Origin of the sequence: Paenibacillus sp. MER TA 81-3, assembly GCF_023713585.1 — a bacterium.
In the GTDB taxonomy this organism is placed as follows: domain Bacteria; phylum Bacillota; class Bacilli; order Paenibacillales; family Paenibacillaceae; genus Paenibacillus_B; species Paenibacillus_B profundus.
Map to the genome: position 1 here is coordinate 423,940 of NZ_JAMAWB010000002.1, position 25,409 is coordinate 449,348.

General features: G+C 48.5%; 22 protein-coding genes, 2 pseudogenes, 1 CRISPR repeat array and 1 riboswitch. Of the genes and pseudogenes, 5 read left to right on the forward strand and 19 right to left on the reverse strand.

The features are described 5' to 3' along the window. Positions 1–11: 11 nt before the first annotated feature. From cobK to M3650_RS04360, 10 genes are all read right to left on the reverse strand, one after another. Positions 12–746 (reverse strand): precorrin-6A reductase, encoded by a 735-nt coding sequence (gene cobK / locus M3650_RS04315; protein WP_251572661.1) that lies wholly within the window; start codon positions 744–746, stop codon positions 12–14. Next, complete coding sequence (cobJ, locus tag M3650_RS04320; RefSeq protein WP_251572663.1) at positions 743–1,468, reverse strand: precorrin-3B C(17)-methyltransferase; 726 nt, start codon at positions 1,466–1,468, stop codon at positions 743–745. Before cobJ ends, cobK begins: the two co-directional genes overlap by 4 nt. Beyond that, positions 1,465–2,526: a cobalt-precorrin 5A hydrolase gene (locus M3650_RS04325; protein ID WP_251572665.1), complete on the reverse strand. Its 1,062-nt coding sequence runs from the start codon at positions 2,524–2,526 to the stop codon at positions 1,465–1,467. Before M3650_RS04325 ends, cobJ begins: the two co-directional genes overlap by 4 nt. Then, positions 2,513–3,262 carry a cobalt-precorrin-4 methyltransferase gene (locus M3650_RS04330; RefSeq protein ID WP_251572667.1) on the reverse strand — a complete coding sequence of 250 codons (750 nt, stop codon included), beginning with the start codon at positions 3,260–3,262 and terminating at the stop codon, positions 2,513–2,515. The genes M3650_RS04325 and M3650_RS04330 overlap by 14 nt, the downstream gene beginning before the upstream one ends. Beyond that, complete coding sequence (locus M3650_RS04335) at positions 3,259–3,834, reverse strand: decarboxylating cobalt-precorrin-6B (C(15))-methyltransferase (protein ID WP_251572669.1); 576 nt, start codon at positions 3,832–3,834, stop codon at positions 3,259–3,261. The genes M3650_RS04330 and M3650_RS04335 overlap by 4 nt, the downstream gene beginning before the upstream one ends. Then, the gene (locus M3650_RS04340) at positions 3,824–4,429 is read right to left on the reverse strand and encodes a cobalt-precorrin-7 (C(5))-methyltransferase (RefSeq protein WP_251572671.1); all 606 of its coding nucleotides are present in this window, start codon (positions 4,427–4,429) and stop codon (positions 3,824–3,826) included. The genes M3650_RS04335 and M3650_RS04340 overlap by 11 nt, the downstream gene beginning before the upstream one ends. After that, a complete protein-coding gene (gene cbiD, locus M3650_RS04345) occupies positions 4,426–5,547 on the reverse strand; it encodes a cobalt-precorrin-5B (C(1))-methyltransferase CbiD (protein WP_251572673.1) in 1,122 nt (373 codons plus the stop codon). The genes M3650_RS04340 and cbiD overlap by 4 nt, the downstream gene beginning before the upstream one ends. Before the next feature lie 14 nt (positions 5,548–5,561). After that, positions 5,562–6,194 carry a cobalt-precorrin-8 methylmutase gene (locus M3650_RS04350; RefSeq protein WP_251572675.1) on the reverse strand — a complete coding sequence of 211 codons (633 nt, stop codon included), beginning with the start codon at positions 6,192–6,194 and terminating at the stop codon, positions 5,562–5,564. Between the two features lie 175 nt (positions 6,195–6,369). Further along, a riboswitch (cobalamin riboswitch) is annotated at positions 6,370–6,541 on the reverse strand. A gap of 190 nt (positions 6,542–6,731) precedes the next feature. Then, the gene (locus M3650_RS04355; RefSeq protein WP_251572677.1) at positions 6,732–7,652 is read right to left on the reverse strand and encodes a methyl-accepting chemotaxis protein; all 921 of its coding nucleotides are present in this window, start codon (positions 7,650–7,652) and stop codon (positions 6,732–6,734) included. Beyond that, positions 7,645–7,809, reverse strand: coding sequence for a hypothetical protein (locus tag M3650_RS04360; protein WP_251572679.1), 165 nt, complete (start codon positions 7,807–7,809; stop codon positions 7,645–7,647). Before M3650_RS04360 ends, M3650_RS04355 begins: the two co-directional genes overlap by 8 nt. A gap of 370 nt (positions 7,810–8,179) precedes the next feature. Between M3650_RS04360 and M3650_RS04365 the strand changes: the two genes are divergently transcribed. The 3 genes and pseudogenes from M3650_RS04365 (at position 8,180) to M3650_RS04385 (ending at position 11,426) form a co-directional block, all read left to right on the forward strand. Then, positions 8,180–9,310: a DUF4261 domain-containing protein gene (locus M3650_RS04365; protein ID WP_251572681.1), complete on the forward strand. Its 1,131-nt coding sequence runs from the start codon at positions 8,180–8,182 to the stop codon at positions 9,308–9,310. 279 nt (positions 9,311–9,589) lie between these two features. Beyond that, positions 9,590–10,811 (forward strand): annotated as a pseudogene (locus tag M3650_RS33090) (transposase family protein). A 309-nt stretch (positions 10,812–11,120) separates the two neighbouring features. Next, on the forward strand, positions 11,121–11,426 hold the full coding sequence (locus tag M3650_RS04385) for an RHS repeat domain-containing protein (protein WP_251572689.1): 306 nt from the start codon (positions 11,121–11,123) through the stop codon (positions 11,424–11,426). Positions 11,427–11,639: 213 nt separating this feature from the next. Here M3650_RS04385 and bluB read toward each other — a convergent pair whose 3' ends face one another. Beyond that, entirely contained in the window at positions 11,640–12,281 is a 642-nt protein-coding gene (bluB, locus tag M3650_RS04390; protein ID WP_019418913.1) for a 5,6-dimethylbenzimidazole synthase, read from the reverse strand. A 584-nt stretch (positions 12,282–12,865) separates the two neighbouring features. Here bluB and M3650_RS33095 point away from each other — a divergent pair. Further along, positions 12,866–14,195 (forward strand): annotated as a pseudogene (locus M3650_RS33095) (ISNCY family transposase). 75 nt (positions 14,196–14,270) lie between these two features. Continuing rightward, a CRISPR array of direct repeats spans positions 14,271–14,906; the repeat unit is 32 nt; unit sequence ATTTCAATCCACGCATCCGTGTAGGATGCGAC. A gap of 430 nt (positions 14,907–15,336) precedes the next feature. On the opposite strand, the gene M3650_RS04410 reads toward M3650_RS33095, so the two are convergent. Then, on the reverse strand, positions 15,337–17,460 hold the full coding sequence (locus M3650_RS04410) for a TerD family protein (protein ID WP_251572696.1): 2,124 nt from the start codon (positions 17,458–17,460) through the stop codon (positions 15,337–15,339). 341 nt (positions 17,461–17,801) lie between these two features. Between M3650_RS04410 and M3650_RS04415 the strand changes: the two genes are divergently transcribed. Then, positions 17,802–18,737, forward strand: a complete 936-nt coding sequence (locus M3650_RS04415) for an aldo/keto reductase (protein WP_251572698.1) — start codon at positions 17,802–17,804, stop codon at positions 18,735–18,737. Positions 18,738–18,961: 224 nt separating this feature from the next. Here the strand turns inward: M3650_RS04415 and M3650_RS04420 are convergent, their stop codons facing one another. The 7 genes from M3650_RS04420 to M3650_RS04455 all read right to left on the reverse strand — a co-directional run bounded on the left by M3650_RS04420 (position 18,962) and on the right by M3650_RS04455 (position 24,602). Next, positions 18,962–19,165 carry a pyridoxamine 5'-phosphate oxidase family protein gene (locus tag M3650_RS04420; protein ID WP_251572700.1) on the reverse strand — a complete coding sequence of 68 codons (204 nt, stop codon included), beginning with the start codon at positions 19,163–19,165 and terminating at the stop codon, positions 18,962–18,964. Between the two features lie 106 nt (positions 19,166–19,271). Further along, positions 19,272–19,628, reverse strand: a complete 357-nt coding sequence (locus tag M3650_RS04425) for a winged helix-turn-helix transcriptional regulator (RefSeq protein ID WP_019419138.1) — start codon at positions 19,626–19,628, stop codon at positions 19,272–19,274. 48 nt (positions 19,629–19,676) lie between these two features. After that, positions 19,677–19,973 carry a hypothetical protein gene (locus M3650_RS04430; protein ID WP_251572702.1) on the reverse strand — a complete coding sequence of 99 codons (297 nt, stop codon included), beginning with the start codon at positions 19,971–19,973 and terminating at the stop codon, positions 19,677–19,679. A gap of 250 nt (positions 19,974–20,223) precedes the next feature. Next, positions 20,224–20,730 carry a DinB family protein gene (locus M3650_RS04435; RefSeq protein WP_251572704.1) on the reverse strand — a complete coding sequence of 169 codons (507 nt, stop codon included), beginning with the start codon at positions 20,728–20,730 and terminating at the stop codon, positions 20,224–20,226. 163 nt (positions 20,731–20,893) lie between these two features. Continuing rightward, entirely contained in the window at positions 20,894–21,046 is a 153-nt protein-coding gene (locus M3650_RS04440; RefSeq protein ID WP_251572706.1) for a hypothetical protein, read from the reverse strand. A gap of 1,170 nt (positions 21,047–22,216) precedes the next feature. Then, entirely contained in the window at positions 22,217–22,732 is a 516-nt protein-coding gene (locus tag M3650_RS04450; protein WP_251572768.1) for a hypothetical protein, read from the reverse strand. A 349-nt stretch (positions 22,733–23,081) separates the two neighbouring features. Next, positions 23,082–24,602, reverse strand: a complete 1,521-nt coding sequence (locus M3650_RS04455) for a malate:quinone oxidoreductase (RefSeq protein WP_251572709.1) — start codon at positions 24,600–24,602, stop codon at positions 23,082–23,084. Positions 24,603–25,409 lie beyond the last annotated feature (807 nt).

A 25,409-nucleotide genomic window follows, 5' to 3' on the forward strand; every position in this document is an offset into this window, starting at 1 on the left:
CCCCCTTTCTTTCACACATATTTCTCAAGTTCATCGATGTCTGTAATGACATTCGGATAAGGCAGCGCCGGCCGCCGAATGACGACGCAAGGAATGCCGAGCTCTTGGCAAGCGGCTATTTTCTCGGCAAAGCCGCCCTTGGCCCCGCTTTCCTTCGTAATCATCACTTCCGCGCCGGCTTGTCGAAAAAGCTCTTGATTCAATGCTTGGGAAAACGGTCCTTTCATCGCGATAATCTGGTCGGCCAGCAAACCGAGCTGTTCACAGGCAGCTATCACTTCCGCCACAGGCAGCACTCTCGCGATCACATGCTTTCCGTGGAGCTTTGCCACATACTCCGGCAAGTTTTTGCTTCCGGTCGTCAGAAAAATCCGATCGCCCAACGCCGATGCGGCGCGGCATGCTTCATCAATGTCACGGACGAGATGAAGATGGTCTGCCTCTCCGGACGACCTTTCATAGCGAACATAAGGAATATTCATGCTATCGGCTGCGTTCATTGCATTCCCGGACACTTCCACAGCGAACGGATGGGTCGCATCGATGACCAGAGAGACCGTCTTCTCTTGCATCACCCGGCACATGCCGGCTTCATCCAGCCGCTGGCAGATGACATGTTCGGCATGCTGCTTCGCCAGTTGTTCGCCATATTCGGTCGCCACGGAAACGATATAATCCCGCCCGCGGGCATGCAGCCAATCGCAAATATCCAGACTATCCGAGGTCCCGCCGAAAATCAGGATCATAGAGAATAACCACGTGGCGTGACCATTCGGCCGCCGGAAACATAGGTTTCCTTATTGCCGACGATAACCATCGTCGTCATATCCACCTCTTCATAGTCGATGTCCGCCATCGTCGTCACGATTTTTCTTTCTTCTTTGCGGCCGACATCCTTCACGATGCCGACAGGAGTGGAAGGCGATTTATAGGCCATCATCAATTCCAGAGCATGCTTCAGATGATTCGCCCGGCCCTTGCTTCTCGGATTGTAGAAGCAGACGACAAAATCAGCTTCCGCCGCCAGCTTCACCCGTTTCTCGATGACTTCCCAAGGCGTCATCAAATCACTTAAGCTGATATGGCAAAAATCATGCATCAGGGGCGCTCCCAGTCTTGCCGCCGCGCCGATGCTCGCCGTGACGCCAGCCACGATCTCGACTTCGATCGATTCTTTTTCTTTATCCAGAATCTCGAGAATCAGGCCGGCCATGCCGTAAATCCCGGCATCTCCGCTGGATACGACCGCCACGGTCTTTCCTGTTTTCGCAATATCGACGGCTTCCTGACAGCGGTCGATTTCCTTCCGCATCCCCGTTTTGACCACTTCTTTATCCTGGATAAGTTCTTGAATCAGCCGTATATACGTAATGTATCCCACGATCACATCCGCTTTTTGAATGGCTGCGAGCGCCTCTCCGGTCATCATGTCTCTCTCGCCTGGCCCAATTCCTACTACATAAATCATGCCATCACCCCATTGCTCATTTTCGTTCTCTCTCCCATGGCCATTGTGATCCCGCATGCGGCGAACCTTGGTGTCAGTACCCGGCCCCCGCTGGCCAGATCGGCCGCGGATAGCGCTACGTTGCCAACCTGCACGGTCTGTCTGACGAACTCGGATACCGGATATTTGTCCGCGACTTCTCGCAACTGAGCTGCCGTATACGTGATGAAGGGACAATTCAATTTTTCCGCTAATTGCTTGATCGCCGGTTCATTCTTTTTGATATCGATACTGGCGATGGCGGAAAAGGAATGCGGATCGGTATCATGCTGAATGCAAAATTCAGTAAACGCCTGCATCATCTGTTCAGGCTCTGTTTGTTTACGGCATCCGACTCCAAGCACGCGTGTCTGCGGAACCATCTTCAGCGTGTGTACGTTCAATTCCGGCAGACGTTGCCGATGCGTGATCCACACCAATGCTTCTGTCTGTTCCGGAAGCTCATGCGGATTCGTGACCGATGTGAATCCCCGCCGGTCTATCTCTACCGGCACCTCCTCATATAAGCCCACTGTTTTCCCGGCAGCCAACAGACCGTTGATTCGCTTGCAGTTCTCGCGAAAGTCCGGTATCCATGCAGGCACGGACGGCACGATTATATCGAGCGCCGCCACCTTCTGAACGTCCGTTGCCGTTGTAATAACGGCTGCCGCCCCCGTAAGATCCGCCAGCTTCCGGCTCAATTCATTGGCTCCGCCCACATGTCCCGACAATAGACTGATGGCATGATGTCCTTTTTCATCCATCACGACCACCGCCGGATCATACAGCTTGTCCGAGATGACGGGAGCCAGCGTCCTGACGGCAATTCCAGCAGCCATAATGCAGACAAGAGCATCATATTGCTGGAAAAGAAGACGCATCCCGGTTGCAAAATCCGGTTGAAGTGCAGCAAATCCTTCGGATTGCAGCTTCGCTGGAACAAAGCAATCTGCCGCCAGCACCTCCTTGATCGTGGCTGCAAGCGCTTTGCCGTGTTCCGTGACCGCAATGATGGCGGTGTTCTTATCTGTACTCATGCGAGAAATCCTTGTCGTACAGCTTGGAATAATAATAGGTCTCGCCCAGAAAATCCCCTACCATAATAAGCGCCGTTTTCGTGATGCCCTGTTCCTTTACTTTGTCGGCAATATCCCGCAGGGTTCCCGTTACTTGTTTTTCATCCGCCCAGGTCGCTTTATAGATGACGGCCGCCGGCGTATCCTCCGAATAACCGCCTGCCACAAGCTCTGCCACCACGTTCTCGACAGCTTGCACCGACAGGAAGATAACCATCGAGGTGCGGTGCGCGGCAAAGGATCGCAGCGATTCCCTCTCCGGAACCGGCGTTCTGCCTTCCATGCGCGTAATAATTACACTTTGGCTCACTTCCGGCACGGTATACTCGACACCGAGCTGCGAAGCGGCCCCGAGGAATGAACTTACCCCAGGCGTGCAGGTGAACGGAATATCCCGTTTTTTCATTTCCTCGATTTGCTCCCGAATCGAACCGTAGATCGAAAAGTCACCGGTCTGGAGGCGGACGACTTGCTTCCCGGCCTTGACGCCTTGTTCCATACAATCGATAATCTCCGTCAAATCCATCATAGCGCTGTTGTAGATTTCGCAGCCTTCTTTGCAGTACTCCAGCAAATCCGGGTTCACCAGCGAACCGGCATAAATGACGACATCCGCCTCTTTTAGGAGGTTGTATCCTCGCAATGTAATGAGTTCTTTATCTCCAGGCCCCGCCCCGACAAAATGCACTTTCGTCATGCTGTCCCGCTCCTCTCTTTTTGGCAAGCGATAATAAAGGTCGGATTTTGGGGCTTAAAATAATGCCCTTGTCCAAGTTCATGCCACTTCGACACCTGCATTTGCATGATCTCGACTTCGTTCCAGGGCCCTTTTTCGAGATAGGCTGCCGCTTCGAGGGCATTTTCCATCAAGATGAAATTGAGCACAAGCTGGCCGCCCGGCTGCAGCAAGGCATGGCACCAATCGATGATCTCCGTTAATTGCCCCCCGCTGCCGCCGACAAAAATAGCGTCAAACACGGTATTGTCCAGCGGGACGGGAGCCTTTGCCGCCATAATCTCCACATTGTCAAGCGCCAGCTGCCGCCGGTTCTGTTCGATTAGTGACAACGCCTCTTCGTTCCGTTCGATCGCGGTTACCGCCACACGGGGAAACATCTTCGCAACCTGAAGCGCTATGCTGCCCGTGCCGGCTCCGACGTCGAGAAAACGGCGGCTTGTCTCGTCCAAAGCTAATTTGTCGATGGATACGGCACGGACCTCCGCCTTGGTCATCGGTGTCTTGCCGCGAATAAAAGCTTCATCCCTCATCCAAAATCACCACCACATTCATATCATATTGAGCCACAACCTGCTCCGGCTTCAGCCGGTGAATCCGTTCCTCAGGATAGCTGAGGTTTTCTCCGATAATGAGCGTTTTGTGCAGCTTCCGCCGCAGAATTTCCTGGGCGATTTCCGCCGGTCCAAGCTTGCTGTCCGTGACCATCGCCACTTTCGGGTGCGCGAGCAGAAAGTCGAAATCAGGCTGTTTTCCGTGACTGCTCGTCATGTACAGGTCATTCATGGCAATGCCGCAGCGGCTGCACAAATATTGGATGGAGCTGATCCCGGGTACAATTTGAAGCTGTTCCGGCGGGAACTTCTGCAGCGCCCAATTTCCGATGCCATATATTAACGGGTCTCCGGAAGCAAGCAGCACGATGTCCTGGCCGATCCTCTCTACCAAAAATGCTTCCAGCTCCGAGAGCTGCGCGGGCAGAAGCTTGCGTTCGGCCGGGTTGTCCTGCGGGATTTCGCCCAACTGTCGCTTCGAGCCGACAATCACGTCTGCCTTCTGTATGAGTAAAGCGCCCGCACCTGTCATCAGCTCCGGGCTTCCCGGGCCAATTCCGACAATATGAATCATCGCCATGCCTCCCTGATGGTTGAGATGTCGCAAGTGGAAGCCAGCATTCCCCGTTCGGTTGAAAACGTGATGACGTCGATATCCACAATCGGTTTGCTGTATTTCAAAAACGCTTCTGCCCGTTGCTTCACTTTGTCCGTAATGGTCTGAAAAACCTCGCTATACCCTTCCGCGACCATAATTTCTCCGGCGGCTTCCGTCGTCGTGCAGGCCGCAATTCGCTGGAGCAAGAGAAGGGGCGCGCCGGCAAGCGCCAGATTCGCCACCAAAATTTCTGCCCGGGCATCGGCATCTTTGCTGTGCGTTGTGAAAATACCGGCGGACACTTTAATTAATTTGCCTAAATGGCCTACCATCAGCACGTGTTCAAACGCGAGGCGCTGTGTTTCTTTGAGCATGTAGCCGACGAAATTACTCATGGAGACCACATATTTGCCGTCAATGCCAAGCTGCTCTTCCACGAAGCGCTCCCCGTAATTCCCGGGAACCAGAATGATTTTCCGGAAGCCCTGCGCTTTTTTCATTTCGAGTTCGATGGACAGCGACTGCTTCCACCCCTCCTCGGACATCGGAGTTACGATTCCGGTCGTTCCCAAAATGGAAATCCCGCCGATAATCCCCAGGCGGCTGTTCATGGTGCGCTCCGCGCGCTCTTCGCCTTCCGGCGCGAAAATGATGATATCCGCCCCTCGTTCAGGGCCGATCTCTTCCCGTACGGCCGCAGTAATCATTTGGCGCGGTACCGGATTGATGGCCGCTTCCCCGACCGGGACCGCAATGCCCTTTTGCGTCACACGCCCGACGCCCTGCCCGCCGTCGATTCTGATGTCCCCGCTGGCGTTCAAGGTGACCTGCGCAAAAATCCACATTCCATGCGTCGCATCGATATCATCGCCGCCGTCTTTTTGAACGGCGGACGTTGCCGTATGCCGATCGAATTGCTGCTTGTCCACCGGAAGCTGCAAGCATGTTCCGTTCGGCGTGATTATCGTAACTTCGGCTATTTTCTCCTGCTTGATCACCATGGCCGCAGCCGCTTTGGCCGCAGCAGCCGCGCAAGTGCCTGTCGTATAGCCTTTGCGCAATTTTTTCCCCTCATAATACACGTAGTCTGCCATCGGGCCACCTCTTCTTACATCGCGTACAGCACGGCGTTCATGATGGCCGCAGCCAGATTGCTTCCGCCCTTCCGCCCCCGGGCAACGACCGCCGGAATGTCGCTTTCATAGAGCGCTTCTTTCGATTCGGCCGCCCCGACAAACCCAACAGGCACGCCGACGACAGCCTCAACGTCCAACTCACCGGCAGCCGCCATCTCCAGAATTTGATAGACGGCGGTAGGCGCATTGCCGATGACAAACAATTTCCGCCCTTCTTCTCTGGCAGCAAGCTGAATCCCTGCCATGGAGCGGGTGATGCCTTGCTGTTGGGCAACCTCCGCCGTTTCCGGCTCATTGACGTAGCAGCGGTAGCGGCAGCCGTATTGCTCCAGCAGCTTTTTATTCATGCCGCTCAGGGCCATATTCGTATCGGTAAAAATGATGCCTCCCTGCCGGATCGTTTCGCGTATTTTCGTCAAAGCATCATGCGTAAAAACGAGATTATCCAAATAGTCAAAATCCGCCGTCGTATGAATCGCCCGCTTGATGACCAGTTCCTCTTCCCTATTGCGGAATGCATATTCAGGTCTTGTTTCCTTAATGATATCCTGTATGATTTCAAAGCTTTTTTCTTCAATCTTCTTAGGATTTTTGATGTAATCCATCTTTCCCTCTCCTTTCCCGAGTTAACTTACAGCCTCTAAAAAGGGAACAAAAAAACACGAAACCTAAAGGTCTCGTGTCCATACGAAGAAAAGGCAGTATCCAAGTGTGTTTATGAAATGAACACACTTGTGCCTGGGTTCTCTGCAATAGACAACTGTTCCCTTAGAAGTTGTTGCAAGGCTGAACAGAGGAGGTCTCCTGACTTGGCATCATTCTACTTTCCCGCCTTCCCGGAAATGGTTCCAGTGACATCAATGGGATTTCGTCCGCTTCACAGTAGCTAGGGCCTGTAGAGGAATCGCACCTCTTTCCCTGATCTCCGCTCAGTTTTCTATTCAATTTTTATCAGGTTGAATTTTTTTCACTTTAATTGCGTGAATCTCTCTAAGATGAATCATAGCTTGGTTGATACGATGCCGCCTGTGACAGAACTCATTGCACGTGAATTTGCAAGACAACAAAAAGAGCGTTTCAAGCCTGCTGATGGGCTAAAACGCTCTTTTTGATTTCTTTGTGATATGAATGTCCAGCCCTCGTTACATCATAAAACTCAATGTTTTCGCCTGCGCATCCAGATTACCCGCTGCTTTACCGATTTCGGCAAATTCCTCAGTGGCTTGCCTAATTTGATGCTGACATTCGACGATTGCGTCCCGGGAGCTCTTCGTCCCCCCGCCGACATGTCCTACCTTATCGGCGATTCCCTCGATGGCGGCTTGGACTTCCTTGGCCGCCTCTTGGACATGCTCCGCCAGCTTCCGTACCTCGGCGGCAACCACCTGAAACCCTAGGCCATGCTCCCCGGCATGGGCTGCCTCAATCGCCGCGTTCAGGCCCAGCAGGTGGGTTTGTGAGGCAAAATCCTGGATCATCTGAACAATTCCTTTGATGGACTTGTATTCATCTTCCAATTGCCGCAGGAGGGTTAAGTTATCTTCACTGTCAGTCACCGCGCGCTGAATGGCTGCCGCAACCTGCTGGTTGCGCTCCACGCCTTCTTCCGTCCGCTTCAGCAACTCTTCCGCCATCAGCCGCAGCTCGTCCTTCATTCGGGAGGCGGCGTTTTCCCTTGGCGTGATGTCGGTCGCCACCTTCAAGACAGCCACTGTGTGGCCGGTATCATCCAGAACCGGCATATACGTTGCTTCAAGCCACACCAGGTCCCCATTTTTCGCTACCCGGGCGATTTTCTGTTGAAATTTTATACCGTTCCGCAAATTCTCCCAAAACGTATCATACTCCGAACTGCCGACAAACTGTTGCGTGCAAAACATCCGATGGTGCTTGCCGACAAGTTCTGACGCCGTATACCCCATCGTCTGAGCAAATAGATTGTTCGCCCAAAGAACTTCACCCTGGATGTTAAACTCGATCATGGCGAGCGACTGCTCCAATGCGGCCAGCACCGCTTTCTCCTCCAGCACTTGTGTACTTTTCTGCCTCATGCCACTATTCATTCATGCACATCTCCCTTTTTTCATGCCATTGCAGCAGGCGTGCCATCCATACCTGCTTGCCCCCGGTTCGATTACGACCTCTGTATCCCTGCCCATGAGATGGCGCAGCCGCTGGCTGATGGCTAAGCCTCAGTCCGGCACCTCGATCTTTGCACATTGTTGAATGATCAGCTTGTGTCATGTGGACATACTGCGAATAAGATCTACCAATTTTTATGTAAATAATCCTCTATCTTTATGAATTGGTATTACTTTCATCCCATTTTCTAAGCTGATGTTCAATATGCTTCAGGACTTTTTTATTATATAACATAGATCTCACCACCTTTGAAACAAAAAATCTCGCCTGCATGGCAGACGAACGATACGTCATACCGCTTCCTGTTGTCCAGCAAAAAACTCTTTGTTGAGTTACTTCGCTCCTTTGTTCAAAAAGAGTGGTAGAGCGCAACGAACGTACAAACTGTTTACTTTAAAAGATGGCGCCGACACATTACAATATTATGGTAAGGGAGAGGAGAGATGTAATGATAGCCCAACAACAGGCGGCAATGCAATCCATGATAGAATGGCTGGCTGATGAACATGAACTCGGTCGGAAACCTAGCAAGATTGAGATCGCAGGGGAATTTGATCTGCACAACATGCACTACTACATATTCAAGTATAAGAAGATAATGCTCGGAAAATGGCTCCTCGGCGTCTGCGGCGGCTATGAAACTCCGTCTGACACGGAGCATTGCGGCCATGTGTTCAGTGAGATGCAGCCCTATGATCCAGCTACTGCGGAGCAGGAAGCGATTGCGACGGTCGAAATGATCCGCGAGTATTGGATGAAGCAAGCGGCCGCTTTGGAGGCGGAACAAGCGCAAAATGATGCTGCAGAGCCTGAAAAGGAATCATCTGGCATTTTTAACGGTTTCGTTCTGCTGAACTCTTCGGAGTGCGATCTCGATCAGATCAAGGAGAACCTGCTCCAGGACTGGAACATCTCCTGTTCACCAACAGAGGGAGAAGGTCAGAACTCCGAGGAAGAAAAGGAGGGAATCCTGGTTTTTGAGGTGGAGGGCTTCACCTTGGCCGTAAGCTTTGTAGATGCTCCCATACCGGACGGCGAGGCCGAACATTACGCGCAAGGGAACTACCTCTGGCAGGAGGCCGCGGAGATCACCAAAACGCATGTGGCTCAAATCATATTGGCTGCATTTACCCGCTCCGCCTCCCCGCTCGACAGCGGAAGGCTGTATACCAAGCTGGCGGCCAGCTGCTTGAAGCTCCCGAATGCAATCGGGCTCTATTCATCCGGCACCGTCTTTCAGCCTGAACTATTTGTGGAGCTGGCCGAGATGATGAAGTCTGGTGACGAGTATCCTTTATTAAATCTGGTACATTTCGGCCTGGTCAGAACGGAAGCAGGGACGAACGGATATACGGTCGGGCTGGAGCATTTCGGCAAGGACGAATTCGAAGTGCTCGACAGTCAGGCAGCCCCTGCCGAGCTGCGCAACTTCCTGATTGATATTTCCGCTTATGTCGTAGAGCAGGACATCACTTTACGAGATGGCGAAACGATTGGCTTCACGGCTGAACAGAAGCTGCCGATTACCCGTTCTAAGGGCGTATATGTTAACGGAGACAGTCTTAAAGTCGAATTTTGATACATAAAAGAGCAGTGAAGCGTTATGCTTCCTGCTCTTTGTCGTGCTCCGACGGCTGCAACTTATTCAGTCTTGTAATTTTTTCAATGCACTCAACTGCGTTAGATGCGACACATCCCGTGCTGATATTTCAATCCACGCATCCGTGTAGGATGCGATATATTATCACATATAGTATCAAATAGTCAAGTGGATTTCAATCCACTGTTGTTCTTCTGTGATAATGTCACCCTATAACTGTTCTGAGATAATGTCACTATGGGACAGGAGATAATGACATTGACGAAAGCAGAAATGAAGAAGGTACTCGTTGTGGAGAAAATCATAGATGGGCGGATGACCAATAGGGAGGGAGCGGCAGCGCTTGGTTTATCAGAACGCCAAGTCATTCGATTACAGAAGAAATACCAATCCGGAAAAGGGGCACAAGAACTTATACACAAGAATCGGGGGAAACGGACACGCCCTACCCAATGAAGTGAAGGAACGAGTCATTGAGCTGTACACAGCCAAGTATTACGGGAGCAATTGCTGTCACTTCGCAGAGCTTCTTGAGGAGCATGAATCGCTGACACTGAGTGCCTCCAGCGTAAGGCGCATCCTTCTAACTAGCGGGCTTAAGCAGGCCAAGCAACGGCGCCGCAGGAGGATCGGGCTCCGTCCTTTACGCTGCATGCTGCGATTGACGATGCAACAGGTACGGTTGTCGGTGCCGTCTTTCGTCCGAACGAATGCCGGGAGGCCTATTCCCTTGTCATGCAGCAAGGGATAGAAAAATACGGGATTCCCCTTGGGTTTTACAGTGATCGGCATACGATTTTCCGGTCGCCTAACGAAAAGCTGACGCTCGAGCAAGAGCTCGCTGGGGAGACCAAACCGCTCTCCCACTTCGGCAAGCGATGGCTGACTTGCATATTGAGCACATCAAGGCAATTACACCGCAAGCCAAGGGACGGGTGGAACGTCTCTGGCAAACGTTTCAGGATCGCTTGGTGATCGAACTGCGGCTTCTTGGCATCAGACGCTGGAAGAGGCGAACGCGGCTCTGCCCAGCCTATTGCAGAAGCACAATCACAAATTTGCCATAGAGCCTAAAATGACCGTTTCGGCTTACCTGAAGCTTGATCCGTCTATCGATTTAAATCATGTGTTCACGCTTCGCAATTATCGGCAACTCGGGACCGGAAACACCCTCTCGTACAACGGAAAGTGCTATACCCTTACCCAGCCTGCTTCCCTTCGTCTAGATGCAAAAACGACGGTTGAAGTGCGGGAGACGTTAACAGGGGACGTATTATTGTGGCACCAAGGCCAACCCTGGGCACTGAAAGAAACTCAGAAGCCACAGCGCAGGACGTCTGGATCAAAAAAGGCGAGTTCTGCGTCGCCACGCAAACCCGCCCAGAATCATCCGTGGAAAACCACGTATGATACCACTAAAAATAAGCGTACCAATACCCGGCGAATAATGAACAATTCCACTGGTCTTACCATCACATAGGAGAAAATAGTAACCTGAATCCGTGATCTTTGCTCCTTAAAGTGGGAAAATTAAAGGAATTAGCAGGGGAACTGCTACTCATTTTTCATCCCGGAAATGCCCGGAAATCCTGTTGATTATCCAATAAAAGGTCGTAGAGGATGGAAAAAAATATCTGAGTACCGCTATGACGGCTTAGGCGCGCGCTCAGAGCAAAACAGCCGGGAAAACGTACGACTTTGTAATTCACCTGCCCCCGGCGTACAATGATGTGTTAGCGGTATACGAGGGGCAGAAGCTGTAGGAAAGTACAGCTTCTGCCTGGATCGTTTGCACAAGAAGCACAGCAACAGAGAGGGCGGGGGCTATTCCTGTGATCATCTGGGGAGCATTATTGGGATTCAGGATCCGAAAGGCAAACTGACGGAGACGTACAGCTACGATGAATTTGGCCTACTGCTAACACAGCCGCAAGTTGGTCGAGCCGTGAACTTCGCCTATACGGACTATCCGTATGAGGAGAACGGGCTGTACTTTGCGCAAGCGCGGTATTATAAGGCGGAGATTGGGCGGTTTATAAATGAGGATGCGTATGAGGGAGAAATCATTCGAGTACTACCTGCTCTCTTTAACTGACAGTAAAAAGTGTTCTTGTTTCATGTTGTTTTTCAATAAATTTAAGACCTTTAGGGCGGCAATCCCCCCTACCCCCCAGTGACGAATGAATCGAGCGGCTAAGTCAAATTTTCCGCTTCCCTTGCTCGTACCGTAATATGTTCAAAATTGCCCAGACCAAAGCCGATGAGAAGTAACAAGCTAAATAACTATAGCTTGTTACAATCCATTCGCTTATTGTTCTCCCCATTTATTATGAAATATTAGATTTTCAAGAGATTTTCGTTTTTCCCACTTCACTTGTTCTAAAATGGGAGCAGAAGGGTAGTCGTCCGTATATCCAATGGAAATTAAAGCAACAGGGTCAATGTGCGGAGGTATTTGCAAAATATCTCGAACATCATTTTTTTTGTAAAAACTTACCCATCCCATGGCTAAACCTTCTACACACGCCGCTAACCACATATTTTGGATTGCACATGCTGTAGAAAGAATATCCGTCTCCGGAATCGAATTTCGTCCTAGTACATGCGAGCCCCCGCTTGTTGGATCACAGGTGACACAGATCGTTAAGGGCGCCTCTTTAATTCCTGCAATTTTTAAACTTAAAAATTGGGTAGCGCGCTCTTCTTCGTAATGAATCGCCAAAGCTCGTCTTTCTTTTTCTGTAGCCCAAGCTAATCTCTCTTTGACTTCCATAGAATCCACTATAATGAAATTCCATGGCTGCATAAATCCTACAGAGGGTGCATGGTGTGCCGCTTGTAAAATTCGGTCGATAATCTCTTTAGGTACAGGATTCGGAAGAAAATTCCGAATGTCTCTTCTTTTATGAATGACATTATAAACTGCTTCTTTTTCGATCTCATTAAACATGTGATGCGCCTCTTTCATTCTGTGTCGTGTCTCCATCATCCATTGTAGCTATTCTTTGATAATGTGGATAATGTGGATTTTTTCTTTCTCTACGTTGTTTTGAAATCGGTATCATCTCGAATTATCTACTCCTCGATCCGTTCACCCTTTAGGATATCATAGATTCCACATATCCGACAAATTAGATCAATTTTCCACTTATTTTTCATTCTACGTTTGAGTCGAGCGACGATTCGCCGTTGTGTTCGACCAAATCGATTTCTAGCGCCCCGGACGTGTTTCATTCCAATCGCAGGCAATCATGGGCGGTTGTGCGCGAAATTAGGCAACTGGCTATCGCTTGATGACCGTCGGTCTGGCCTTCGGAGAACGAAGGGCAGGTAACCTGGGGATGAATCACTTCACATCGTGTTTTCATGGACATTTTCATCACACTTCCCTTCGGTAACATTTCGATGTAAATGAACCGGTACTTCTTTTAGTAACATTTTAACTGTGTGATCGCGCCCTCTGTTGTTCTTCTGTGATAATGTCACCCTATAACTGTTCTGAGATATGTCACTATGGGACAGGAGATAATGACATTGACGAAAGCAGAAATGAAGAAGGTACTCGTTGTGGAGAAAATCATAGATGGGCGGATGACCAATAGGGAGGGAGCGGCAGCGCTTGGTTTATCAGAACGCCAAGTCATTCGATCACAGAAGAAATACCAATCCGGAAAAGGGGCACAAGAACTTATACACAAGAATCGGGGGAAACGGACACGCCCTACCCAATGAAGTGAAGGAACGAGTCATTGAGCTGTACACAGCCAAGTATTACGGGAGCAATTGCTGTCACTTCGCAGAGCTTCTTGAGGAGCATGAATCGCTGACACTGAGTGCTTCCAGCGTAAGGCGCATCCTTCTAACTAGCGGGCTTAAGCAGGCCAAGCAACGGCGCCGCAGTAAAGCCCATCCGCCACGCGAACGCAAACCGCAAGCCGGCATGCTGTGGCAGATTGACGCAACTCCTTATGCATGGTTGGAGGATCGGGCTCCGTCCTTTACGCTGCATGCTGCGATTGACGATGCAACAAGGTACGGTTGTCGGTGCCGTCTTTCGTCCGAACGAATGCCGGGAGGCCTATTCCCTTGTCATGCAGCAAGGGATAGAAAAATACGGGATTCCCCTTGGGCTTTACAGTGATCGGCATACGATTTTCCGGTCGCCTAACGAAAAGCTGACGCTCGAGCAAGAGCTCGCTGGGGAGACCAAACCGCTCTCCCACTTCGGCAAGCGATGGCTGACTTTCATATTGAGCACATCAAGGCAATTACACCGCAAGCCAAGGGACGGGTGGAACGTCTCTGGCAAACGTTTCAGGATCGCTTGGTGATCGAACTGCGGCTTCTTGGCATCAAGACGCTGGAAGAGGCGAACGCGGCTCTGCCTAGCCTATTGCAGAAGCACAATCACAAATTTGCCATAGAGCCTAAAATGACCGTTTCGGCTTACCTGAAGCTTGATCCGTCTATCGATTTAAATCATGTGTTCACGCTTCGCAATTATCGGCAACTCGGGACCGGAAACACCCTCTCGTACAACGGAAAGTGCTATACCCTTGCCCAGCCTGCTTCCCTTCGTCTAGATGCAGAAACGACGGTTGAAGTGCGGGAGACGTTATCAGGGGACGTATTATTGTGGCACCAAGGCCAGCCCTGGGCACTGAAAGAAACTCAGAAGCCACAGCGCAGGACGTCTGGATCAAAAAAGGCGAGTTCTGCGTCGCCACGCAAACCCGCCCAGAATCATCCGTGGAAAACCACGTATGATACAACTAAAACCAAAACTAAGCGTACCACAAATAACAGTGCATTCCAAGATGCAATGTACTCACAACATAATAGCTATGCAGAGGTCACCTGGTAAGGCTGACCTCTGATCACACAAATGACATTTTCATAGCACAGTTAAAGTGACATTTTCACAGACGATTGACAGTGGATTTCAATCCACGCATCCGTGTGGGATGCGACCCCTGTTAACGACAAAAGCCCTGTATACAGTAAGATTTCAATCCACGCATCCGTGTAGGATGCGACCATGGCATCGAGTTAAACGGACATCACCGAGCGATATTTCAATCCACGCATCCGTGTAGGATGCGACATCGCGGCCAATAGAGATTCAATCTTCTCGATTCCCATTTCAATCCACGCATCCGTGTAGGATGCGACTAGAATTGGACTCAACATCCCAAAGCCTTCATTTTCATTTCAATCCACGCATCCGTGTAGGATGCGACGATGTGTTCAGTTTCCGCCCAAGCACAGATTCAGCATTTCAATCCACGCATCCGTGTAGGATGCGACCGGTGTTGATTGTGACGGGGATGTCCGCGTACTACTCATTTCAATCCACGCATCCGTGTAGGATGCGACTGGAAACCTTATCGACGCGTTTGAAATCACGGGAATTTCAATCCACGCATCCGTGTAGGATGCGACGGACAACATATGGCACAAACCGAACGCTACACCGATTTCAATCCACGCATCCGTGTAGGATGCGACGCAGTATTTTTGCAGTTTCTTTGCAGTATTTTACGATTTCAATCCACGCATCCGTGTAGGATGCGACAGCGAAAAATAGCACAAGATATAACAAAACAATCATTTCTTACTGAAAACTTCATAGGAAATGGGAAAACTAGATTGAAATAAGTTTCAACAAATCCATTTTCACCAACTTTTTTGGATAATATTTCAAGAGAATTGGTGCGAATCCCCCCGGGATTTCATGTGAGCTGCACATTCGCACCTGGCCGTTTTCAGCATTTTTATTCCATTTTTTTATACTCCCTCGTTTGCACCAAGCGCGTCTTCATGTCTTTCTCAGTATATCACAAGCAAATATTTTTAAGTTATCTGGCCTCACAAAAATCCAAATCAGGAAGCTGACTTTCACAAATAGGAGTAAATGATAGAAAGGAGAGGAACGGGACTGCCCCTAATCTCTCCGACCGTTTCCCGCATCTCCGAAGATATTACACACAAACCGCTGCTGCCCCCTACGAAGACAGGAACGACGACATAATCTCCTCCATATCGAACGGAGTGACCCCGCGCTGAAGGGCAAATACCGTCTGCGCCTCCTCTTCCCGCTCTACAAGCTGTCCGCGCGCCAGCGCGTGCAGTCGAAATAAATCATACAGACTGGGCTTGGCTGTCGTTGTCATCGCTTTGCCCATGGCGACAACTCCAGTCTGATGTCCTTCCACATTGTTATAGAAATTCGGATTACGGGTCAAAGCAAGATCGCACCAAATCACGGTGCGCTCCGCCAAATCCAGTATAGCTGGAATGGCTATCTGCGTGTTGGCCGTCAAGTCAATCCGATCTACTACGGTTGCAGGATCGAACACTTCCCCCGAATTCGGATGCTGACGCATCATCCAGCCAGCGAAGCATTCCGGCAAATCGCTATACACTTGTCCCGTGAACGAATGCAGCGAGGCAACAATATATCGTCCGCCGTACTTGATGACAGAGGGGATATCGATGTCGATGAATTCGCATGCGCCATGCGGGGCAGCTACGATATCGCCGCTATGCGCCGCCTTGTAGCGCGCAGAGCGCAAGTTCGTATACGAGATATGCTCCTTGTAATTCCAGACGTCATCGTACAAGCCGGCAGAGAGATCAATATCGGTACGGCCTGTCGACTTTCCGTCTGCCACTCCTTCTTTCCACCACAGGAAAAAACGAATCGTATCCCCTTCCGGCATGGCTAGCTTGCTGCCGCGCACGAGCGTACGCAGGGCCTTGCTTGCGGAACGCTGGGAGAAGGGCACCATATAGTTCTGTAATTGGGCATCGAGATATACATTCCCGAGACCAGGCAACTTGGCGAAGCGGGCGAGCAGCGTCTGCTCACAAATCTCCACTACAGCAGCGCATGCATCCGACGCAATGGGAGGCCGCGTATCTGGCAAGGAGAACGCTTTGGCCACATTGCCTTTCGGGAAAAACAGCCGCAGTTCATTGGAATACTGGCGATACTTGAAATGCGTCATCACCTGCAGCAAGACCGCTGTCGCCACCCGATCCGCTACCGATTCAAAAAACGATGCAATCCAGGACGCCTCCGCTCCTTCCAGGCGCAGCAAATGATCCAATCGCCGGGCAAATTCACCCGGCCGCTCCAATAGCTGCTCCACGGCCTGATCGGTATCGAAATAGCGCAGCGCCTCCTCGACACGATGACCGAATGTCGCATAGGGCCGGTCGTTGCGCAGCACATCGAACGCTTCCTGGCTTAGCGGATAACGGCTCTTGTATTCCGAAGGATGCAAAATCTCGCCAAGACGCACCCATCGGTCGCGATAACGCAGCATATCTTCGATTGGATTCGGGCATTGCTCCAGCAAGCCAAGCAGCAACCGCCGCTCTGCACGTGTAAACTTGCGAAATGGCGTATTCGCCGCCAGGCTGACATCGCCATCCGACCAGGCAACCGCTAGACGCAGCACATCTGTCGCGGTCTTCACATAGCGTTGAATGCGAGTCACGTCCGCTTTGCCGCTACGCAGCAATGTAGCAACGATAAAACCAACCTGCTCCTTATGCCGGATCGCATCCGGCAATAAAGCGTCAATGTCATGGTCATGCTCAATGACCCAAGCCAGATCCTTTTTGTCCGTGTCCGAGATGGAAGTATTAGCTTCCATCAGCTGACGCATTAACTGGAAGAAGCCCTCCTCGCTGCCGAGTTCGATCATGTCCAGCTTCACCTTACTCTGCAATATCTCCCGATCGATCGGCTCCATCTCCGGCACTTTATTCGTCACATAATGAAACCATGCATTCAAATATAACTCGGCATCGCTGGTTTCCATGACTTGCTGCGGGAAATTCGGATACATCGGCCGATATGGAACATGTGCGCCAACAAGCTTTTTCAAGCTATGGATCAATGCTTTGTACCACCTGATAAACGAAACCTCCGGTAGTGTGCGAAGAGCCGCAAGCAGTGCTGGAGAGCAGGTGAAGCCGAGTGCTGCTATATTTTTCATTGCCGTCGCCAACTGCGCGTCCGGAAGCTTGGATTGTTCCGGGACCACGATTACTTTTCGGCTTCTGCGCAAATAAATGTCGTTCTGCATAATGGCATACCCCTTTTCATTGAACTGCATCGCCAGGAAAGCCGCCCCTCTAATAACCCAAGTTGTTGTAGAAGGAAGAAAGACGATAGCCTGGCGACTGCAGTCCGCTATCTTCCGGAAAGCTGCTACCCTAAAACCATGGTAAGGGACGTAGAAGGAAGGTTAGCAATAGCCGGAAGATGGGAGCGCCGCTCAAGCCAATGCCCGCTCGGCCACTTGGTTACTATCTTCGCATCTTTAACACCACACGAACAGGGCGCAAGTATGGCGAACTTGGCAAAATGATGCATGTATACGTTTTTCCTTTGTTTGCCAGGGGCACTCCGCAACTGCTATACTTATAGGCACATTGAACAAAGGAGTGAAGGGGAATGACGGAGAAGACGCGCATCGGCAAGACGGACTTATGGGTGAATCCGATTGGGCTTGGCGCCAACGCGGTCGGGGGACATAACATTCACCCGAACTTGAACGATGAGACAGGCAAGGAGGTCGTCCGTACGGCCTTCGATCAGGGCATCGACTTTCTGGACACGGCGTTCATCTACGGGCCGGAGCACTCCGAGAAGCTTATCGGTGAAGTGATCAAGGAGAGGAGCAACCGATCGGACATCGTGATCGCCACCAAAGGGGCGCACAAGTTCGTGGACGGCAAAGTGGAGCTCGACAACTCTCCCGCCTTCCTGACGGCCGCCGTCGAGAGCAGCCTGCGGCGTATGCAGACCGACTATATTGACTTGTTCTACATTCACTTTCCAGACGAACGGACGCCGAAGGACGAGGCCGTGGGCGCGTTGAAGAAGCTGAAGGACGAGGGGAAAATTCGGGCTATCGGCGTATCCAACTTCACCATCGAGCAATTGCGGGAAGCGAACAAGGACGGCTACGTCGACGTCATCCAGGACGAATACAACCTGATCCAACGCGACAAAGAGCGTGATCTTCTTCCTTATGCGGCGGAGAACAGCATTTCGTTCATCCCTTACTTCCCTCTGGCGTCAGGTTTGCTGGGCGGCAAGTATACGAAGGATTCGCAGTTCTCGGACGGACGCGCCCGCAACCCGATGTTCCAGGGCGAGGCGTTCGCCGCGAATCTGGAGAAGGTGGAGCAAGTCCGGCACATAGCGGAAGCGAAGCAGGCCGAAGTAGCGCATGTCGTGCTGGCCTGGTATTGGACCCGGGACGCTATTGACGTCCTCATCCCGGGCGCCAAGCGGCCGGAGCAGGTGCTGAACAACCTGAAGACCTTGTCCGTCCGGCTGACTTCGGAGGAAATCGAGCGGATTGATCAGATTTTCAAAGCGTAATAGCATATTGAGATCCGAGGGCTGCCCCACAAGTCAGTGAAAAATGACGATAGGCAGCCTCTCGTGTATGGAACAGGTTCCGCAGCGGCTCTGCTCTCATCAGTCGCCTGTCTCTCCACAACCAACTATCATCTCCATGGATATTTTTCTATAGGAGTCACAAATGCAGGTCATACTTATTGTGGGTCTAGAGGAGATTTTTAATTTAAATTGAATTTAAACTACTAGTTAGAGAGTGTTTGTATTAATATATGCTTCACTTTCACGGAGGAGGTATACGTTGTAAAATAGAAGTGCTTGATACCCTCTCTTTTCCGCGGGGGCAGCATCGCCTTCGTGTTGGGAAAGCCTTCCTCATCCACCGAGCTGACTATCGAAAACCCTTGAGCATCTACCAAATGGTTCACACGTTTTTCCACATCATTCATGTTTCATTCACTCCTTATCGCATCTATGATTTGATACATAGATTAATGTCCTGCGAATCAGAAGTAAATTACGCACTTTTTTGTGGGTATTCTTTAATGCGCTAGCCTATATAAACCCCTTTGCTGCCAGCACATCCGTCATCCCGTGCTCCTTCATCAAGTCGATCCCGATATCCTGCATAATCACAATCGCCTCAAGCATCTTTTTGCCACGATCCGTCAAGCCGTATTCCACTTTGAGCGGATAGCCCTCAAACGTCTTCTTGTATACCATGTGCGCATCCGACAGTTCCTTAATATGCTCAAGCAGCATCTTCTGCGTAATTCCTTGGATGTCCTTTTCCAATTGGGAGAGCGACATCGGATTTTTGCCGAGCTGCCATAAAATAATGGGCTTCCATTTTCCCTTCGTCACATCATGCGTCAGTTCTAGTGGACAGGTATATTCCGTTCTTAACTTCATCCCGACCCGCTCCCAACATATGAATCTGTGTCAAACTCATCAACTCAACTAGTCCCAATCCATGTAAGCCTCAATCTCTAGCTTCTCTTTCCGGCATTCGGGACAGGCCAGTACCGTTGCTTCCGGGTACAGTTCTTCCAGCGGTTCAGACGTCAGCGGCTCCGCGCACCGGGGGCAGACATGACACAGTTCAAACTGATCGGTATCCGAGCGAATCTTCAAGTACAAGTCATTATGAAGATAGCCGCACTGCTCGCACACATAGATCACATCGCAAGCGGTATGTACCGCACTGTCTTCATGGATAAATGAGGCGGCCCGCTGCCGATCATCTTCCTTCTTCATTACCGGCAAGAGCGAACTTATATAACAATAACTAAACCCGATACCTAAAAACACATTACTGCGGTACGTGCAATGTCCGCATTTCAATTTACATGCTATCCCCATATCATTTCCCGCTTTCCTTCAAGCTTGGTTTATGCAATATGGCACAGGAGATGTTCATTTAACCGAAATCTTGTACAGCTCTATTGCTAGCTTAAGCGATTGATTCAGATGACGAATGACATCAACTAACATGCAATTTCCTTACTTAAATTCCATCTTTAATTTCAATAATTTGTTTAATATGTCTTTGTTCATGCAAGTACAGTGATCTAACCCATTCAATTAATAACATCTCTTTAAAAACTGGGTGTATCAAATGTCTTCTACTTAGCAGTGATGGGTCTTCTACAGTTTTTAATACTTCGTTTAACTTCTCTCTTGAATGATTTAATTTTTCAATTATTTCTTTACCTTCTAAAGATTCATCGTCCGGTTTAGCAATGTCAGGAGCTTCTATCTTATTGCTTCTATCTATTAAAAATTCCAATTGTGGTTTATTCTCGATTAACGAATCTTCTGTACTCTTTAATCCTTTCTTTATTGCCATGACATATAATTCTTCTGTCTTGATTAAGTGTTGACATACCTGACTAATAGTCCAACTGTTTAGTTCTTTACGCTTGCTTAATTGATCTCTATTCAATGCATTAACAATTCCAAGTAATTCGTCTCTTGTTTCTTTTAATTTTTGATTGATTTCTTTAAGTTCCATGGACAACTCCCTTTCTTTCATTTTTTACGGATCTTTTCGATAACGTCCTTGTGTTCACGACGTCCACATCATTAACACGTATGACTATCATTCTGAAAACATTGAACGGGTCCCCGCCACCGGTCATCTTGTACATGCTCTTCTAGGTATTTCCCCTTCGTCACTAATTCAAAAAAGGATGCCGGTATTCATCTGTCCGCTGATGATCCAAATATTTATCATGACCATCAAACTCGCTCGAGTCGTATCGATATAGTTGTAATAAGTTCTGCAGCACTGGCTTATCCTTATACGGAATTGGTTGTATTTCGAGCATCATTGCCCTCCACTCTCATACTATTCTGTGTACTGGTTTTTATCCAACGTATCCCTATTATATATATTGTGTACGGGACTTTTATATAACGTGTTCATACATCGTTGATCACTACCTGTTCACACTATTCCGTTCGATGTCTGATATAAGCATATGGATATTTATGCTTTGCGCTGATTTCCTAGTTCTTCGAATAACCATTCAAATTAACTATTTCATTTCTTTTGCTGGAACGTATGAGTGATCTCGGATTACGACGGTTTCTGGCCTAAAACATATCAATACATTGCTGTCATCTAAATTCCCAAATCTCGGATCCATCGTTCTTCATGTGGACCTAAATATCGTGACAGTAATCGATATGCTAGCTCATTATCAAATGATTTAACCTCTGCATGACCTCTAAATCCCGCATGTGTAAAACAAGTCCACGATAAAGATCAAAATCAACAATTCCAATTGCACATTTTGGATTTTTCTGTATTCTCTTTGGAAAACTATCTGTCGAAGTAATTCCAATAATCCATATCCGCTCTCTTTCCCAATGAAACCAAACTGGAGAGTCTCGTGGACCCTCTTCCGACATGGTTGAAAGATGAGCAAATAACGAAACTTTTTCCCCGAAATCTAATTATTCTCATGATTTTCCCTACCTTTGAATAATTAAGAGGCTGGTTTCCCTTATTCACGACGCGACCCGGCCCTTAGATAGCTCCTCTCTTAGGCCGGGTCGTGTGTTGTCTGAGTCCTCTTCCATGATTATACATTTGATTGCCAAGGGGCGAAAGCCCCCCGCAGCGTGAATACGGTATTAGAGTTCAAGAGAGTTGAGGCGTCTTTATGAGAGAAAGAAGGAATATGAGAGGCGCAGACGAAGAAATATAGATCGAAGTAATCATGTGACCTAGAAGAAGGAGGAACTCATGAATTATCGAGGAAGGTTTACCGGATGCTCTATGCAAAGTCTGAACTATGAACAATGGCGGTTGTTTGCATAGAGCTGGAGGATTCGCTACCGCCCAGACATCGCATCTTATGCTGCTGCTGATAGCTTGGACTTTGCTTCCTTCATCAGTATTTATATAAGGAGCAGAGCGAAGATGAAATATGTGAACGCAGATCAGGGGCGATAGCCCCGACGCGTGAATACGGTGTTATCTGCTGTTGCCTCTACTTTGAATCCTCATTCAGCTCTCTAATCAGTTGTGTATCTTGTAGCGATAGTTTGCTTATCCGTTCATCAACAATGCTCTGTCCTTCAATTGAATTTATAAACTCCCTTACCTCATTTCTTATGGTATTAGTTTTATTAAATAATGAGATTTGTACTCTTTCTTTCTTGAACCCAATTAATGTTATTGCAATACCTAAGCTAACTAACGTGATGGCGTCACTCAATGCATTAACTTCTTTTACAGGAATATTGATTTTTAAATTAGGTAAAACGATTATAGCTATCACTGCACCCGCAAGAAAAATTAAACGTAGGACTTTTAATGATTTATTCAACTTAATCCCTTTCTTTTCTACTATGCCTTCGATAATGAACTCTAATAAGTCAGATAATATTAGGAATAACGCTGCAATCGAGACATATAACAACCACTTCCCAGTCGCATTTATAATTGGTGTTAGTCTTAGTGCTGATAAAACAATAAAACCTATTCCAACTGCTTTTGTGAACATTGTGGTCAAGAAATGTTCCTCCTTTTCATTTTATTGATCTTGCAATGCAATTGCAGATAACGTTCTTGTATCTACGAATCCGAGAGGCTTAAGGCGCGAAGCGCCGGGTCCGACCGACTTAGCCTCGCAGGGTTGTTCGCTGATTCATCTCCCTTGCTTACTACTCTTTGCGAACCAAGGGCGAAGCCCGCAGTGTAGATACGATGTTATAGGATGTCAGTGCTTTTCTTGAAAATATTAAAATCATCATTAATTTTTTTACTATCGTTTCCCGTGTTACGAAAGATGCAAGCATAGCTAAACGGCCTCAGTCCCATGAAATTCAGGACGAAGGCCGCTTAACTCATTATTATTTTTGTACTGTCTGCATGACGGATTGCAGTTCACTGTCGTTTAGACCAAGCATCCGCGCTGTTAAAGCATGGATTTCGTGGATAAGCTCTGGGTTTTCCACTAGCGACATGCCATAAGAAGGAATCATTTCTTTAATTTTCGGTTCCCACGCTTTTAGATGCTGCGGGAAGCATTGTTTGATTACCTTCAGCATAACGTGAACGGCGGTAGAAGCGCCCGGAGAAGCACCAAGCAATGCAGCTATCGAGCCGTCAGCGGCACTAATAACTTCCGTACCAAATTGAAGCGTTCCTTTGCCGCCGTGAGCTGTATCTTTGATAACTTGCACACGTTGGCCCGCCACCACCAAATCCCAATCCTCGCTCTTGGCGTTCGGGACAAACTCCCGTAAATCTTTCATGCGCTTTTCTTTCGATAACGTGACTTGCTGGATCAGGTACCTTGTCAATGGAACGTTTTTTGCGCCTGCCGCCAACATCGTTACGAGATTATGCGTTTTTACGGAAGTTACCAAATCAAACATGGAACCTGTTTTTAAAAACCTTGGTGAGAAGCCGGCAAACGGTCCAAAAAGCAACGATTTTTTGTTGTCAATATATCTTGTATCAAGATGCGGAACAGACATTGGAGGAGCACCAACCGGAGCTTTGCCGTATACTTTTGCATGATGCAGCTCTACAATATCTGGATTGTTACACACCATAAATAGTCCGCTTACCGGAAAGCCTCCGATCCCTTTTCCTTCAGGAATACCGGATTTTTGCAGCAAATGCAGGCTTCCTCCCCCGCCTCCAATAAAGACGAACTTTGCAGTATGGCGCTCGACGGCACCGCTATCGATATTCCGCACTTTCAATTCCCACGAGCCGTCGCTAGTACGTTTTATATAATCAACACTATGTTTGAATTTGATATCAACGTCTTTACTCTTTAGGTGATCAAGCAATAGTCGCGTTAAAGCACCAAAGTTGACGTCCGTTCCAGAGTCGATTTTCGTTGCCGCTATAGGCTCATTCAATGTCCGGCCTTTCATAATAAGCGGAATCCATTCCATCAGCTTTGCCGGGTCATCGCAAAATTCCATTCCCTGAAACAGAGGATTGTTTGATAGCGCTTCAAAACGTTTTTTCAAAAACGCTACATTATTTTCCCCTTGTACTAAACTCATATGAGGCAATGGCATAATAAAGTCCTGCGGATTACGGATCAGATTGCTGCTTACCAGATAAGCCCAAAACTGCTTTGAAACCTGAAACTGTTCATTAATTTTTATAGCTTTGCTAATATCTATGGATCCGTCCGGTTTTTCGACGGTATAGTTAAGCTCGCACAGTGCAGCATGCCCCGTTCCCGCATTATTCCATTCGTTAGAGCTTTCCTCTCCTGCATTTCCAAGCTTCTCAAACACTGTAATTTCCCAGTTCGGTGCTAATTCTTTCAGCATTGTCCCCAAAGTCGCACTCATAATTCCGGCACCAATTAAGATAACGTCTGTTTTAGTTTGTCTGTTGATCATTTTTACCGTCCTTACATGCTAATGTATTTGAAGAAAAGATATAGACGCTCCTGTCTGCTTGGCTCAATCGTCAACATAACCCCAGGAATACACAAAAACCAAGACCTTAACCCAACTACTTGCAAGGGTTGTGGCTTTGGTTTGCCGTTTCCAGTGAATAGCCGCCCTGCGAGCTCCTTAGTTGCGCTGTACTGCTTTTTTTGGACATGAAAAATGCTCTACGTAATAACAACGTGGTACCACCAATTTTGGATTAGCGATCATCCCCAATATGCTTTTCTCACCAACGACTTAAAAACAGCAATCTTAACAGCAAAAATCAGCCTGAGAGCAGAAATCAAATGTTCTCAGAGGAAAGGAATATCTAATCTAGACCCCTTTGTTAAATTATAGATTCAAAAAGCGATTGAATCTCCTCATTTGCTGATAAATCTGGGGTGCCGTCAGTCCATTTGAGGATTAATATTATCATATCATAAAAATATCCATTTGTTAGTACTGATTTTCAACATAGATGTATAGATACTAAATAAAGCCTCTGCCGTCACTTGTGACACGTTACACCGCATATCCATCGAAGGCTGTTCGCCCCGCAAAACTTTAAACTATCTCTAAAAAGTTCTGATAAAGATGATGCCATTTCTACCCCGCCTTACATGGACACATTCCAACTCATCACTGATATTCTTTTAGGTTACTTATCTTCTTTAGGTTTAGGAATATATTCTAACAAATCACCAGATTAGAGTCTATGTTCAATGACCTAAAGAAGATGAATTCTGATTGCGTACAATTTTCAGGCGAGTC

Coding starts and splice junctions, on each gene's coding strand:
- cobK (WP_251572661.1), bottom strand. CDS start 746: ATGATCCTGATTTTCGGCGGGACCTCGGATAGTCTGGATATTTGCGAT.
- cobJ (WP_251572663.1), bottom strand. CDS start 1,468: ATGATTTATGTAGTAGGAATTGGGCCAGGCGAGAGAGACATGATGACC.
- M3650_RS04325 (WP_251572665.1), bottom strand. CDS start 2,526: ATGAGTACAGATAAGAACACCGCCATCATTGCGGTCACGGAACACGGC.
- M3650_RS04330 (WP_251572667.1), bottom strand. CDS start 3,262: ATGACGAAAGTGCATTTTGTCGGGGCGGGGCCTGGAGATAAAGAACTC.
- M3650_RS04335 (WP_251572669.1), bottom strand. CDS start 3,834: ATGAGGGATGAAGCTTTTATTCGCGGCAAGACACCGATGACCAAGGCG.
- M3650_RS04340 (WP_251572671.1), bottom strand. CDS start 4,429: ATGATTCATATTGTCGGAATTGGCCCGGGAAGCCCGGAGCTGATGACA.
- cbiD (WP_251572673.1), bottom strand. CDS start 5,547: ATGGCAGACTACGTGTATTATGAGGGGAAAAAATTGCGCAAAGGCTAT.
- M3650_RS04350 (WP_251572675.1), bottom strand. CDS start 6,194: ATGGATTACATCAAAAATCCTAAGAAGATTGAAGAAAAAAGCTTTGAA.
- M3650_RS04355 (WP_251572677.1), bottom strand. CDS start 7,652: ATGAATAGTGGCATGAGGCAGAAAAGTACACAAGTGCTGGAGGAGAAA.
- M3650_RS04360 (WP_251572679.1), bottom strand. CDS start 7,809: ATGTGCAAAGATCGAGGTGCCGGACTGAGGCTTAGCCATCAGCCAGCG.
- M3650_RS04365 (WP_251572681.1), top strand. CDS start 8,180: ATGATAGCCCAACAACAGGCGGCAATGCAATCCATGATAGAATGGCTG.
- bluB (WP_019418913.1), bottom strand. CDS start 12,281: ATGTTTAATGAGATCGAAAAAGAAGCAGTTTATAATGTCATTCATAAA.
- M3650_RS04410 (WP_251572696.1), bottom strand. CDS start 17,460: ATGCAGTTCAATGAAAAGGGGTATGCCATTATGCAGAACGACATTTAT.
- M3650_RS04415 (WP_251572698.1), top strand. CDS start 17,802: ATGACGGAGAAGACGCGCATCGGCAAGACGGACTTATGGGTGAATCCG.
- M3650_RS04420 (WP_251572700.1), bottom strand. CDS start 19,165: ATGAATGATGTGGAAAAACGTGTGAACCATTTGGTAGATGCTCAAGGG.
- M3650_RS04425 (WP_019419138.1), bottom strand. CDS start 19,628: ATGAAGTTAAGAACGGAATATACCTGTCCACTAGAACTGACGCATGAT.
- M3650_RS04430 (WP_251572702.1), bottom strand. CDS start 19,973: ATGAAGAAGGAAGATGATCGGCAGCGGGCCGCCTCATTTATCCATGAA.
- M3650_RS04435 (WP_251572704.1), bottom strand. CDS start 20,730: ATGGAACTTAAAGAAATCAATCAAAAATTAAAAGAAACAAGAGACGAA.
- M3650_RS04440 (WP_251572706.1), bottom strand. CDS start 21,046: ATGCTCGAAATACAACCAATTCCGTATAAGGATAAGCCAGTGCTGCAG.
- M3650_RS04450 (WP_251572768.1), bottom strand. CDS start 22,732: ATGTTCACAAAAGCAGTTGGAATAGGTTTTATTGTTTTATCAGCACTA.
- M3650_RS04455 (WP_251572709.1), bottom strand. CDS start 24,602: ATGATCAACAGACAAACTAAAACAGACGTTATCTTAATTGGTGCCGGA.